At 72.8% G+C, this 13,087-nt stretch carries 13 protein-coding genes; 5 read left to right on the top strand and 8 right to left on the bottom strand.

Annotated features, from left to right (window positions below; translation table 11 throughout):
- Positions 1–98 precede the first annotated feature (98 nt).
- Together V7Q31_RS00065 and V7Q31_RS00060 are read right to left on the bottom strand one after the other, a co-directional pair.
- Entirely contained in the window at positions 99–1,562 is a 1,464-nt protein-coding gene (locus tag V7Q31_RS00065; protein WP_333831613.1) for a S1 family peptidase, read from the bottom strand.
- Positions 1,559–2,206 carry a hypothetical protein gene (locus tag V7Q31_RS00060; protein WP_333831612.1) on the bottom strand — a complete coding sequence of 216 codons (648 nt, stop codon included), beginning with the start codon at positions 2,204–2,206 and terminating at the stop codon, positions 1,559–1,561. The genes V7Q31_RS00065 and V7Q31_RS00060 overlap by 4 nt, the downstream gene beginning before the upstream one ends.
- Before the next feature lie 130 nt (positions 2,207–2,336).
- Here V7Q31_RS00060 and V7Q31_RS00055 point away from each other — a divergent pair, with 130 nt between their 5' ends.
- On the top strand, positions 2,337–3,584 hold the full coding sequence (locus tag V7Q31_RS00055; RefSeq protein WP_333831611.1) for a trans-sulfuration enzyme family protein: 1,248 nt from the start codon (positions 2,337–2,339) through the stop codon (positions 3,582–3,584).
- A 28-nt stretch (positions 3,585–3,612) separates the two neighbouring features.
- Here the strand turns inward: V7Q31_RS00055 and V7Q31_RS00050 are convergent, their stop codons facing one another.
- The 4 genes from V7Q31_RS00050 to V7Q31_RS00035 form a co-directional block, all read right to left on the bottom strand.
- The gene (locus V7Q31_RS00050; RefSeq protein WP_333831610.1) at positions 3,613–3,897 is read right to left on the bottom strand and encodes an HU family DNA-binding protein; all 285 of its coding nucleotides are present in this window, start codon (positions 3,895–3,897) and stop codon (positions 3,613–3,615) included.
- Positions 3,898–4,059: 162 nt separating this feature from the next.
- On the bottom strand, positions 4,060–5,247 hold the full coding sequence (locus V7Q31_RS00045) for a M20 aminoacylase family protein (protein ID WP_333831609.1): 1,188 nt from the start codon (positions 5,245–5,247) through the stop codon (positions 4,060–4,062).
- 78 nt (positions 5,248–5,325) lie between these two features.
- Positions 5,326–6,279: a hypothetical protein gene (locus tag V7Q31_RS00040; protein ID WP_333831608.1), complete on the bottom strand. Its 954-nt coding sequence runs from the start codon at positions 6,277–6,279 to the stop codon at positions 5,326–5,328.
- 97 nt (positions 6,280–6,376) lie between these two features.
- Entirely contained in the window at positions 6,377–7,255 is an 879-nt protein-coding gene (locus tag V7Q31_RS00035) for a cation diffusion facilitator family transporter (protein WP_333831607.1), read from the bottom strand.
- A gap of 129 nt (positions 7,256–7,384) precedes the next feature.
- Here V7Q31_RS00035 and gpmI point away from each other — a divergent pair, with 129 nt between their 5' ends.
- The 4 genes from gpmI to V7Q31_RS00015 are packed head-to-tail and all read left to right on the top strand — an operon-like array spanning position 7,385 to position 11,853.
- Positions 7,385–8,908 (top strand): 2,3-bisphosphoglycerate-independent phosphoglycerate mutase, encoded by a 1,524-nt coding sequence (gene gpmI, locus V7Q31_RS00030; protein ID WP_333831606.1) that lies wholly within the window; start codon positions 7,385–7,387, stop codon positions 8,906–8,908.
- Positions 8,905–10,014: a murein hydrolase activator EnvC family protein gene (locus V7Q31_RS00025; protein ID WP_333831605.1), complete on the top strand. Its 1,110-nt coding sequence runs from the start codon at positions 8,905–8,907 to the stop codon at positions 10,012–10,014. The genes gpmI and V7Q31_RS00025 overlap by 4 nt, the downstream gene beginning before the upstream one ends.
- Positions 10,014–11,342, top strand: a complete 1,329-nt coding sequence (locus V7Q31_RS00020; RefSeq protein WP_333831604.1) for a S41 family peptidase — start codon at positions 10,014–10,016, stop codon at positions 11,340–11,342. The genes V7Q31_RS00025 and V7Q31_RS00020 overlap by 1 nt, the downstream gene beginning before the upstream one ends.
- Before the next feature lie 10 nt (positions 11,343–11,352).
- Positions 11,353–11,853 carry an RNA pyrophosphohydrolase gene (locus V7Q31_RS00015; protein WP_333831603.1) on the top strand — a complete coding sequence of 167 codons (501 nt, stop codon included), beginning with the start codon at positions 11,353–11,355 and terminating at the stop codon, positions 11,851–11,853.
- A gap of 45 nt (positions 11,854–11,898) precedes the next feature.
- Here V7Q31_RS00015 and atpC read toward each other — a convergent pair whose 3' ends face one another.
- Positions 11,899–12,297 (bottom strand): ATP synthase F1 subunit epsilon, encoded by a 399-nt coding sequence (gene atpC, locus V7Q31_RS00010; protein ID WP_333831602.1) that lies wholly within the window; start codon positions 12,295–12,297, stop codon positions 11,899–11,901.
- 26 nt (positions 12,298–12,323) lie between these two features.
- A partial coding sequence (atpD, locus tag V7Q31_RS00005) for a F0F1 ATP synthase subunit beta (protein WP_333831601.1) occupies positions 12,324–13,087 on the bottom strand: 764 nt, incomplete at its 5' end.

Below are 13,087 nucleotides of genomic sequence, written 5' to 3'. Positions count from 1 at the left end.
CCGAAAGAAGCCGGTCCCAGCCAGGGGCCTTCGTTTCCAAAGGGAAAATTTTCGCTAACCGATCTCCTCGGGTCGACTGGCGCTCCGATGGACGGGCGCTAGTAGATCGGGAAGGTCGAGAGGAAGACGCCCAGAAAGGCCTGATAAATCTCGGGCAGATGCGCGGCGACCGGCGCGCATTGCGGGTCCGCGGGCGCTTCCTCGCAATAGCTCAGTGCGAAGACGTCGAAGCGGTCGGCGATGGCGGCGGCTCCGGTGAAGACAGGGCCGCGCGTCATCAGCGTCTCGAAGGCGAGCGCCGTCCCGCCAGCGGCGTCGACGCCGATGGCGGTCTTGCGGTTGGCGACCAGCCCGTCGCCGCGCTCCAGCGGCGCGAGATAGGAGAAGAGCGGGGCCAGTTCCCAATAGCCGCGCCCGCTGCGCTGGACCACGGCGGTCTCGAAGGCGACGGACGCCGCCTGCGCCTGCTCGAAATCGCCGACGCGCGCCCCGCCGAGTTCGATCCGCAGCCCGCCGCCCGGGGCCTCGGCGACGCAGTGATCGCCCGTCGGGCCTTGGCGCAGCGGCATCCAGTCCGGCGTCGCGAGGGCCGCGCCGCCTTCGGTCGGCGCCCAGATCACGTAGCGAAAGCCCGCAAGCGTCGCCGCGTCGAGGCCCGTCTCGCCAAGAAAGTAGGCGAAGCTCGCCGGATCGTCGGTGGACTCCGCCAGATCGAAGAAGTTGCGCACGCCCACTTGCGCGAAATCGAGCCCGCCGCAGCGCAACGCCTGCGCCGCGCCCGGCTGCGCGCCCTCCGGCGCGAGCGGCGCGGCGAACAGGCCGGGGACCGCCCGGTCGGCGGCGCTCAGCGGCTCGGTCGAGGCCATGAGAGCGTCGAGATGGATCGCCGGCACGCCGAAGCTGACCGAGGCCGCCCCGCTCTGCAGCCCGCCGGAGCCCACCGCCGCCACCTCGCCCGCGAGCGTCAGGATCGGCGCGCCGGAAAGGCCGGGCAGCAAGTGCCCGTCCATCCGCACCACGTCGAGATCGAGGTCGACGGCGCCGCTGCGCCGCAGCTCCTCGCGCAGCCCGTCGGGAAGCATCTGCGCCAGCCGCGTCGCGCCGAAGGTCACGCGCAGCGGCTTGTTGTCCATCGAGGGCACGCCGAGATAATAGCCCAGCGCCTCCAGCGGCGCGTTCACCTCGGGCGGCGTCGCGGCCCGCGGAAGCGGCGCGCCGGGCGCTTCCGGCGCGTCGAGCAGCGCGAGGTCGGGGCCGGTCAGCACCCGCGCGACCTGCGCCGCCGCGATCCTGCCGCCGTGCTTCTCGAAAAAGGCCGACAGCGTGCGGCACCCCGCCACGACATGCAGCGCCGTGACGATCCGGCCCGGCGCGCCATAGACGAACCCGGTGCCCGACCGGTCGCCGTCGGGGCAGTCGCGGGCGCGGATCTGGGCCACGGACAGGGCGAGGCGCTCGCGCAGCTCCGCCGGCAGCGGCTCGGCGCGGACTGGCGGCGGCGCGACCGCGACGAGGAGCGCCAGCGCGATGCAGGCGGCGCGCAAGACCGAAGCGCCGATCATCGGCAGGCCAGCGCGACCGCCGCGCGCAGCACGTCGAAGCGTTGCGCGGGCGTCAGCCCTTGCGGCAGGGCGGCGGCGAACTCGGCCCAGACGCCGCGCTCGTCGCGCATCGCCGCCTCCAGAGCCCCGGCGTCGGCGTAGATCGGGGCGTCGAGCCGACCGCAGGCGGCGCCCGCCTCGCCCGAGAACAGCGCCGAGGCGCGCGCGGCGGCCATCGGCGCTGCGGCCTCGGTCGCCGCATAGCCTTGCGGCGCGAGGCCGAGGCGCTGATAGACCACCAGCGCGCGCGCCTCCGCCTCCGGCGCGCCGAGCGCGGTCCAGAGCGCGAGCTGGTCGCGCGGATCGGGTCCGAGCGCCTCGGTCGCGCGAAGATGCACGCCCCCCAGCACGCCCCCGGCGCAGAGCAGGCAGAAGCCGATCAGCCGCGCCGGGCGCGCCGGGCGCGCCGCGGCCCCCAGAGCGCCGAGCTTGCCTTCGGCGACGCCGAAGAACGCCCCGAGCAGCGCGGTGAGCGCGGCCACGGCGCCGCCCACGGCTTCCGACACCGACAACCCGAGCAGCAGGCCGACCAGCGCGCCGAGCGCCGCGCCGGAAGACGCGTCGCCAAGCCACCCTCCCCGCCGCTGCGCCGCCTCGTCCGCCATCGCGCGCCGCCTCCCGAGATTGAGGCTAGACGAGGGGCGGGCCGGTTGTCACGCGGGGAGTGAGGGGCTTGCCGCCGCCCCGGCGCGGCGCGATATGGCGGCGCATTCTCTCGCGGCGCAGGAGGCCACGATGTCCGACCGACCCGACGCCAACGCGAAGGGCGCCGACGCCCGCCGCTCGATCGTGCGCCGCATGGCGGCGACGCCCTCGGCCTCGACGCCGCTCGTCACGCCGATCCAGCCCGCCGTCGCCTGGCGCAGCGCCGACGCCGACGCGCTCGACGACCTCTATCTCGGGCGCGCGCACGGCTACACCTACGCCCGCGAGGCCCATCCCAACGCCGACGCGCTCGGCGCCAAGATCGACTGGCTCGAAGGCGTGACGCCGGCGATGGGGCGCGGCGTCGTCGCGGGCTCGGGGATGGGCGCGCTGACGGCGATGTTCCTGGGGCTGCTGAAGGCGGGCGACCATGTGGTCGCGGGCGACCAGCTCTACGGCAAGTCGCTGAAGCTGCTGCGCCACGATCTGCCGCGCTTCGGCGTCTCGGCGACTTTCGCCGACCCGACCGACGCGCGCGCCTTCGCGCAGGCGATCCGCCCCGAGACGAGGCTGATCCTCGTGGAGGTCGTCTCCAACCCCACGCTGCGGGTCGCCGACATGGAGGGGATCGCGGCGCTCGCGCAGGCGCATGGCGCGCTGCTGGCGGTGGACAACACCTTCACCACCCCGCGCGCCTACCGCCCCTTCGATCACGGGGCCGACATCGTGATCCATTCGGTGACCAAACTGCTGGCGGGCCACTCCGACGCGACGCTCGGCTGGGCGGCGGCGACGACGCCGGAGCGCAACGCGGCGATGCGCGACGCGGTGATGAGCTGGGGGCTGACGCCCTCGCCCTTCGACTGCTGGCTCGCCGAGCGCGGCCTGCACAGCTTCGACCTGCGCTTCGAGCGCGCCTCGGCCAACGCTGCGCGGCTGGCCGACGCGCTGGCGGGGATGAAAGGGGTGGCGCAGGTGCTCTATCCGGGCCGCCCGGACCATCCCGACTGCAATCGCGCGGGCGATCTGTTGCAGGGCCGCTTCGGCAACATGGTGAGCTTCCGGCTCAAGGGCGGGCGGACGCAGGCCAACGCTTTCCTGCGCGCGGCCTCCGACCTGCCCTTCGCGCCGACGCTGGGCGACGTGGCGACCACCCTGTCGCACCCGGCAAGCTCCTCGCACCGCGCGCTGAGCGAGACGGACCGGGCGCGGCTCGGGATCGACGAGGGCTTCATCCGGGTTTCGGTGGGCATTGAGGACGCCGACCAGCTGATCGCGGAGTTCGGGGGCGCCGTGGCGGCGGCGGCGCAGGCGTCGGCGGGGGCGGCGGCGCGCTGACGCGCCGCCCGGCCCCGCCGCGACGTCGTCAGGCGGGCATCTCGGCGACGCCGTCCTTGAGGGGCTTGGCGGCCTTGAGATTGGCGACCATCGCCGCCGGCTTCTCGATCGCGGCCCCGGTGGCGGGGTTGCGCATGGTGCGGGCCTCGCGGCGCTTGGCCTCGACTTTCAGCAGGCCCGGCAGCGTCACGGCGCCGTGCGACTTCAAACCAGCCAGCACGACGGCGGGAAGCGCGTCGATGACCGCCGCGCAGGCTGCCTTGGTCTGCCCTGTCGCGCTTTCGAGCGCGTCGATCAATTCCGATTTCTTCATGCGAGATATGCCTTTCGACGTGAGAGGAGCGCCCCTGCGCGCTGCCGTCGCTGCAATGGAGACAAGGATGGCGCGACGATCAAGCCCAAACCGCGCCGTCGCGCCCTGATTTCGCCGCAAAACCGACCAATTCGACGCGGCTGTCCAGACAAGTGGACAAATTCAGGCCTTCGCCCCGTTCGCCGCCGGCATCGCCGTCTCGACGAGCCGCGCCCAGTAGGACATGCCGACCGGAATCGCCGCGTCGTTGAAGTCGTAGGCGGGGTGATGCACGCCCGCCGTGTCGCCATTGCCCGTGAAGATGAACGCGCCGGGCCGCGCGTTCAGCATGAAGGAGAAATCCTCCGCCCCCAGCAGCGGCGGCGCGTCCCGCCGGACCCCGGCCTCTCCCGCCACCTGCGCCGCCACGTCGCCGGCGAAGCCGGTCTGCGCGGCGGCGTTGATCGTGACGGGATAGTTGCGGTGATAGCTCAGCGTGGCCCGGGCGCCGAAAGCGCGCGCCGTGTGCTCGACCAGCGCATGCAGCTTCGCCTCGACATGGTCCTGCACGGCGGGCGACAGCGTGCGCACAGTGCCGCGCAGCGCAACGGTCTGCGGGATCACGTTGTAGGCGTCGCCGCCCGTGTGCATCGACGTGATCGAGACCACCGCCGATTCCACCGGGTCGACCGTGCGCGCGACGAGGCTCTGCGCCGCGACGATGATCTGGGCGGCGACGAGCGTGGTGTCGATGCAGGCGTGCGGGCGCGCGGCGTGGCCGCCATGGCCCTCGACCTCGATGTCGAAATGATCCGCCGCCGCCATGATCGGGCCGGGCCGGATCGCGAACTGGCCGACCGGAAGGCCGGGCATGTTGTGCATGCCGTAGACCTCCTGCACGCCGAAGCGGTCCATCATCCCGTCGTTCACCATCTCGCGCCCGCCGCCGCCGCCTTCTTCGGCGGGCTGGAAGATCACCACCGCCACACCGTCGAAATTGCGGGTCTCGGTGAGATATTTGGCGGCGCCGAGCAGCATCGCGGTGTGGCCGTCATGGCCGCAGGCGTGCATCTTGCCGGGGGTCTTCGAGGCGTGCGGCAGGCCGGTGATCTCCTCGATGGGCAGCGCGTCCATGTCGGCGCGCATCCCGATCACGCGCCCCGACCCCGTCTCGCGCCCCCGGATCACCCCGACGACGCCGCAGATCCCGATCCCCTCGACCACCTCGTCGCAGCCGAATTCCCGCAGGCGGGCCGCCACCAGCGCCGAGGTGCGCGGCAAGTCGAACATCAGTTCGGGATGGGCGTGCAGGTCGCGCCGCCAGAGCGCGACCTCGTCCTGCATGTCGGCGATGCGGTTGACGACGGGCATGGCGGGCTCCTGCGGCGAGGGTGAGAGGTTGTCCGACGGTATCGCGCCGGGCGGCGCTGTCCAGCCCCGGGGCGCCGCTCAGCGCGCCGCGAGCTCGCCCTTCGCCCAGGCCTCGCCCGTGCGCAGCGCCACGTAGAGGACGACCAGCGACGCCGCCGTCAGCGCCGCGGCGGCCAGCCAGTCCCATGTCGGGCCGAGCTGGCGCTCCGCCATGACGAGGCAGGCGGCGGCGAAGGCCGCCGACGGGAAGGTGAACGCGCCCCAGGCGGGCGTCCATCCGCCTTCGGTCAGCCAGCGCGCATGCGCGAGCAGCCCTGCGAGCGTCAGGCAGGACGCCGCGAAGAGCGGCCAGAGCAGCGGGCCGCCGGGGTCGAGCCGCTCGAGGGCGACCAGCGCGATGGCGGGCGGGGCGAGCAGGATGAACGCGCCGGGGCGCATCGGCGGCGGGACCGAGACGCGCGCCAGCCGGCGCAGGATCGCGGGCGTCAAGGCCAGCCAGACGACGATCCCGAGCGCGAACAGCGCCCACGAGACGCCGGGAAATCCGAGCGGGACGCCGGCCAGAGGCGCGACGAGCTGGCCCGCGAAGGGCACGAGCAGCGTCGCGGTGGCGGGCCGCCCCTCGGGCGGCGCGGCGAGCAGCTCCCGCAGCAGCAACGCCGCGAGCGCGCCATGGGCGAGCACGCCGATCGCCCAGACCGCCGTCGCCGCCATCGCCGAAAGCGGGATCAGCGCCGCGCCCGCCAGCATCAGCGCCATCGAGAAGGCCGGCACCGCGCCCCGACCGGGCGGCATCTTCAGATCGAAGACCAGCGCGCCGGGCCGCGCCGCCCGCCCGCCGTACAGCCCGAGGCAAAGCGCCAGCGCCGCGAGCGCCAAGCCGATCCAGAGCGCGCCGACGCCGTCGGGCGCGCCGAGCGCCGGGCCGGCGGCGCGCCAGGCCAGACCCGCGCCGAGCAGCCCGAGGCAGACCGGCCCGAGGCTCGGCGGCGTGCGCGCCCAGATCGGCGGCGGAGGCTGGGTGGCGAACATCGGCGCGGCTCCGCAAGGATTTCACATCGCCACTCTGTGATCGCCGCGCGCGGGCGCGCAACGCGCTCCGGCGCCGCAGAACGCCCGCGCCGGCGTTTCAGTCGCGGATTTTCACCGGGTCAGTGTGAATGATCACGTCCACATCGTGGCCGATCGCCAGAATCTCCCGCCGCAGCGCCTCGCCGATGGCGTGGCTCTCCTTCAGCCGCAGCGATCCGTCGATCTCGACATGGAGTTGCACGAAGAGCTTCGGCCCCGACATCCGCGTCTTGAGGTCGTGCCAGCCGAGCACGCCGGGCGCGGCGTCCGCCAGTTCGGCGATGCGCGCGACGGTCTCGGGCGGGGCCTCGCGGTCCATCAGCCCATGGAGCGCGCCGCGCGCGACCCGCCAGCCGGTGCGCAGGATCCACAGCGCCGCCGCCATCGCCAGCACCGAATCGAGCTGCGGGGCGTCGAGAAACTTCGACGCCGCCAGCGCGACCAACGCCGCGAGCATCGGCGCGAAATCCGACAGGTAGTGCGCGCTGTCGGCGGCGACGATGCGCGAGCCGGTCCGCCGCGCCACGCGCCGCTGCCACCACACCAGCGCCCCGGTCAGCGCCAGCGCCGCGACCATCGCGATCACGCCCTCCCGCTCGGCCTGCAAAGGCTGCGGATCGATCAGCCGCACGGCCCCGCTCCACAGGATCGCGATCCCCGCCGCGACCACGAGCGCGCCCTGCGCCAGCGCCGCCACATCTTCGGCGGCGGTGTGGCCGAAGCGGTGGTCGTCGTCGGCGGGGCGCGCCGCGTAGAGCATCGCGGCGAGGTTGGCGAGCGCGATGGTCAGGTCGAGCGCGCTGTCCACAAGGCTCGCGGCGATGGACAGCGACCCGGTGGCAAGCTGCGCCCAGAGCTTGATCGCGATCAGCGCGAGCGCGACGGCGATCGAGGCGCCCGCCGCCGAGAGGTTCAGCCGCATCCGGTCGTCAGTCATGGCGAATCCCGCAGCCGGCCCGGCGGACCGTTTAGCGCGGATCGCCCGACCGCGGAACCGCCCCCGCGGTTGCGCGCGGCCGCCCGCCATGCTTTGACAGTTGCAGCGCAGCAGCGAGGACCGCCCGCCATGACGCACGCCTTTCGCCCCACCGTGCTGTGCATCCTCGACGGCTGGGGCCTGCGCGCCGAGACCGATGCGAACGCTGTCGCGCTCGCCCGCACGCCCGTCTACGACCGGCTGATGGCGACGCGCCCGCATGCGACCCTGCGGACCAGCGGGAGCGATGTCGGCCTGCCGGACGGGCAGATGGGCAATTCCGAAGTCGGCCACATGAACATCGGCGCGGGCCGCGTTGTGTGGATGGACCTGCCCCGCATCGACCGCGCCATCGAAGACGGGAGCTTCGCGGAGAACGACGCCCTGCGCGCCTTCGCCGACAAGGTGAAGGCGGCGGGCGGGACGGCGCATGTGCTGGGGCTGCTCAGCCCCGGCGGCGTGCACAGCCATCAGCGCCACATGGCGGCGGCGGCGCAGGCGCTGGCGGCGCTCGGCGTCCCGGTGCTGCTCCACGCCTTCACCGACGGGCGCGACGTCGCGCCCTCCAGCGCGCCCGAGCACCTCGCCGCCTTTCGCCGCGTCGCGCCCGAGGCGCGCTTCGCCACCGTCTCGGGCCGCTTCTACGCGATGGACCGCGACAAGCGGTGGGAGCGGGTGCAGGCCGCCTTCGACGCCATGGTCCGCGGCAGAGGCGAGACCGCCGCGACCGCCGAAGACGCCGTCGCCGCCGCCCATGCGCGCGGCGAGACCGACGAATTCGTCGCGCCCACCGTGATCGGCGACTATGCGGGGATGCGCGACGGCGACGGCGCGCTCTGCGTCAACTTCCGCGCCGACCGGGCGCGCGAGATCCTCGCAGCCCTCGGCGACCCCGATTTCGACGGTTTCGACGTCTCGGCGCGCCCGCGCCTTTCGGCGATGTGCGGCTTCGCCTCCTATTCCGGCGCGCATGACCGCCACATGTCGGTGATGTTTCCGCCGCAGGACATCGCCAACACGCTGGCGGAGTGGGTGTCGGCGCAGGGGCTGGCGCAGTTCCACGTCGCCGAGACCGAGAAATATCCCCACGTCACCTTCTTCCTGAACGGCGGGATCGAGACCCCGTGGCCCGGCGAGACCCGCCACATGGCGCCGAGCCCGAAAGTGCGCACCTACGACATGAAGCCCGAGATGTCGGCGGCCGAAGTGCGCGACCATCTCGTCGCCGCCATCGACGGCGGCGAGAACGCGCTGATCGTGGCGAACTTCGCCAACCCCGACATGGTCGGCCACACCGGCGATCTGGCCGCCGCCATCGCCGCCGTCGAGACGGTGGACGCGGCGCTAGGCGACGTCGCGGCGGCGGTCGAGCGGGCGGGCGGCGCGATGCTGGTCTTCGCCGATCACGGCAATTGCGAGATGATGGTCGACCCCGAGACGGGCGGACCGCACACCGCCCACACCACCAATCCGGTGCCGCTGATCCTCGTCGGCGGGCCCGAGGGCGCCACGCTTTCGGACGGCCGGCTGGCCGACGTCGCCCCGACCGCGCTCGCGCTGATGGGGCTGCGGCGCCCGCCCGAGATGACCGGTCGGGTCCTGGTGGGCGCGTGATCCGGGCGGCGCTGGTCGCGCTGACGCTCTGCGCCGCGCCCGCCGCCGCGCAGGAGATCGCGGACGCCGCTGCGGCGTTGCGCCGGGCCGAGGCCGCGCTGGCCGCCGCCGACGGGGAGGGTCGGCTGGCCGCGCTCGGCGCGGCGGCGGCGGCGCAGGAGGACGCGCTCGCCGTCCTGCGCGCCGAGTTGCGCCGGATCGCCCAGCGCCGCGCCGATCTCGCCCCGCGCGCCGCCGACCTCTCGCAGCGCGCCGCGACCGCCGCCCTCGCGATCCGCCGGATCGACGCGGCGCCGCCCGTGGGCTGGTTCCTGCACCCCGACGGACCGCTCGCCGCCCGCCGCGCCGCGCTGGTCGCCCGCTCGGCCGCACCCGCCCTGCGCCGGCGGGCCGAGACCCTCGGGGCCGATCTGGCGACGTTGGACATGCTCGAGGCGGAGCGCCGCGCCGCCGCCGATCTCGCGCGCGCGGCGATCGACGCGCTGCGCGCCACCCATGCCGAAATCGCCGCGCAGACCGCCGCGCGCCGCGCCGCCCCCCCGGACCCAGAGACGGCGCAGGCGCTCGACGCCGCCCGCGCCCTTCTGTCGCGCGCCGCCGCCACGCTCGCCGACGGCGTGACCGCCCTGCCGCCGCGCCCCGAAGGCGCCGCGCCCGACATCCCCTTCGACGCGCTGCGCGGATTGATGCCGCCGCCCGTCGCAGGCCGCATCGCCGCGCCCTACGGGACGAGCGGCGCGCAGGGGATGACGCTGGAGACCGCGCCCTACGCGCTGGTGCGCGCCCCGGCGACGGCGACGCTGCGCTACGCCGGCCCCATCGGGCGGTTCGCGCAAGTCGCAATTCTCGAACCCGAAGCGGGCGCGCTGATCCTGCTCGCCGGGCTTGCGCGCATCGACCGGACCGTGGGAGACGTCGTGCTGATGGGCGAGCCGATCGGCGCGATGGGCGGCCCACCGCCGGCTTCCGCGGAATTTCTCATTGACGCGAGCCGCGGAAACGGGACGCTTTCTCGCGAAAGCCTCTATATGGAGTTGCGACGCGGCGGTGCGCCGACCGACCCGGCCCCGTGGTTCGCGTTCGCACAGGAAAGGACGAGCGGATAATGCGCAAGCTTGCTCTGGCCGCGATCGGCGGCGCCGCCTTCGGAGCCGCCGTCGCCACCCAGCTGGCGACGCCCCTCTGGGCGCAGTCCGTCAAGGACAAGTCGACCTACGAATATCTCGACCTGTTCGGCGCGATCTTCGAGCGCGTCCGCAGCTCCTATGTCGAGGAAGTGGACGAGGGCGAGCTGATCGAGAGCGCGATCAACGGCATGCTCGCCTCGCTCGACCCCCATTCCTCCTATCTTCCGCCCGAAGGCTTCGCCGACATGCGCGTGCAGACCCGCGGCGAGTTCGGCGGCCTCGGCATCGAGGTGACGATGGAGGACGGGCTGGTGAAGGTCGTCGCCCCCATCGACGACACCCCCGCCGCGAAGGCCGGCGTCAAGGCGGGCGACCTGATCACCCATATCGACGACGAGCCGGTGATGGGGTTGACCTTGTCCGAGGCCGTCGAGCGCATGCGCGGGCCGGTCGGAGAGGAGATCAAGGTCACCATCGCCCGCGAGGGCCAGGAGGGTCCGCTCGATCTGACCATGGCGCGCGACGTCATCAAGATCCGCGCGGTGCGCGCGCGCGTCGAGGGCGATGTCGGCGTCATCCGCATCACCACCTTCAACGAGCAGACCTTCGACAACCTCGTGAGCGGGATCGAGGAGATCAAGAAAGAGCTCGGCGGCGCCGACAAGGTGACCGGCTACGTCATCGACCTGCGCAACAATCCCGGCGGGCTGCTGAATCAGGCCATCGCGGTGTCCGACGCGTTCCTCGACAAGGGCGAGATCGTCTCGACGCGCGGGCGCGACCCGTCCGACAGCGACCGCTACAACGCCGAGAAAGGCGACCTGACGAACGGCAAGCCGCTGGTGGTGCTGATCAACGAGGGCTCCGCCTCGGCGTCGGAGATCGTCGCGGGCGCGCTGCAGGACCATCGCCGGGCGATCGTCGTCGGCGCCAAGAGCTTCGGCAAGGGCTCGGTCCAGACGATCATGCCGCTGTCGGACCAGGGCGCGATGCGGCTGACCACGGCGCGCTACTACACGCCGTCGGGCCGGTCGATCCAGGCGCTCGGCATCGAGCCGGACATTCTCGTCGAAAACCGCCAGCTCGCCGAAGCCCCGGAGGCCGATCCGCGCTTCCAGCGTTCTGAAGCCGCGCTGCGCGGCAGCCTAGAGAACGTGCTCACCGACGAGGAGCGCGAGCAGTGGGAGGCCGAACGCGCCCGCCACGAGGCGACCGCCAAGCTGCGCGCCGAGGACCTCCAGCTGGCCTACGCCATCGACATGCTGACCGGGATCGCGGTGTACAGCCGGGCGGCGGCGGCGCAGTAAGGGGTCGGCCATGTCCGAGAGCGCAGCGGGCGCCGCGGAGATCGCGGCGCTCCCCTATCGCCCGAGCGTCGGGGTGGTGCTGATCGGGCCGGGCGCGCGGGTCTTCGCCGGCCAGCGCATCGACAGCCCCGGCCCAGCCTGGCAGATGCCGCAGGGCGGCATCGACAAGGGCGAGGCGCCGGTCGCGGCGGCGCTGCGCGAGTTGGGCGAGGAGACCGGGGTCGCGCCGCATCTGGTGGAGGTTCTGCGCGAGAGCGCGCAGTGGATCCCCTACGATTTTCCGACCGATCTCGGCCCGAAACTCTGGAAGGGGCGGTTTCGCGGCCAGATGCAGAAATGGTTCGCGGCGCGCTTTCTGGGCGAGGACGCCGACATCCGGATCGAGACCGAGCACCCGGAATTCAGCCGCTGGACCTGGATGGCGCCGGGCGAGTTGATCGGCTGCATCGTGCCGTTCAAGCGAACGACCTATGACAAGGTGTTCGCGGAGTTCGACGATTTGTTGAGGTGAGCCGCAGCGCCGCGCCGCCCAAGGAACGGCGCAGGCGGATCGTCCTCAGCCCGAGAACTGTCCGAGCAACTGGCGATAATCCGCCACGCGCTGCGCAGCGGCGATCTTGCCCTCGTAGGAGGCGGCGGCGAGAGCGGCCTCGGCCTCTTCGATCTTGGCGTCGAGAAAGGCGCGGTCGACGCGGCTGCGCTCCATCGCCTCCTCTGCCAGCACCGAGACGGCGTGCGGCGAGACTTCAGCGAAGCCGCCGGTCACGAAGAACTCATGCGTCTTGCCGCCTTCCTGCACGATCACGAGGCCGGGGCGCAGCGTGGTGAGAAAGGGCGCGTGCTGGGGAAGGGCGGTGAACTCGCCCTCCACCCCGGGGATGCGCGCGCTGTCGGCGTCGACCGAGGCGACGAGGCGCTCGGGCGAGACGAGATCGAAGCTGATCGTGTCGGCCATCGGCCTCTCCTTCGCGGTGTCGCGGATCAGGCCGCGGCGGCGGCCATCTTCTGGGCCTTGGCGATCACGCTGTCGATGTCGCCGACCATGTAGAAGGCGGCCTCCGGCAGGTGGTCGAACTCGCCCTCGACGACGCGCTTGAAGCTGTCGATGGTCTTCTCGAGCGGCACCTGCACGCCGGGCGAGCCGGTGAACACTTCGGCCACGTCGAAGGGCTGCGACAAGAAGCGCTGGATCTTGCGCGCGCGGGCCACGGTGAGCTTGTCCTCTTCCGACAGCTCGTCCATGCCGAGGATCGCGATGATGTCCTGCAGCGCCTTGTAGCGCTGGAGCGTGCCCTGCACGGCGCGCGCGACGTCGTAATGCTCCTGACCGATGATCTGCGGGTCGAGCAGGCGCGAGGTGGAGTCGAGCGGGTCGACGGCCGGGTAGATGCCGAGCTCCGAGATCGCGCGCGACAGCACGGTGGTGGCGTCGAGATGCGCGAAGGAGGTCGCCGGCGCCGGGTCGGTGAGGTCGTCGGCGGGCACGTAGATCGCCTGCACCGAGGTGATCGAGCCCGATTTGGTCGAGGTGATGCGCTCCTGCAGCTGGCCCATGTCGGTGGCGAGCGTCGGCTGATAGCCCACGGCGGAGGGGATGCGGCCGAGCAGCGCCGACACTTCCGAGCCGGCCTGGGTGAAGCGGAAGATGTTGTCCACGAAGAACAGCACGTCGGTGCCGGACTGGTCGCGAAACTGCTCGGCGAGCGTCAGGCCTGTGAGGGCGACGCGGGCGCGGGCCCCCGGCG

The organism is Rubrimonas sp., from assembly GCF_036788415.1.
In the GTDB taxonomy this organism is placed as follows: Bacteria; Pseudomonadota; Alphaproteobacteria; order Rhodobacterales; family Rhodobacteraceae; genus Rubrimonas.
The sequence above is the reverse complement of the archived record's forward strand: the minus strand, read 5'-3'. Positions and strand labels throughout refer to the sequence as shown.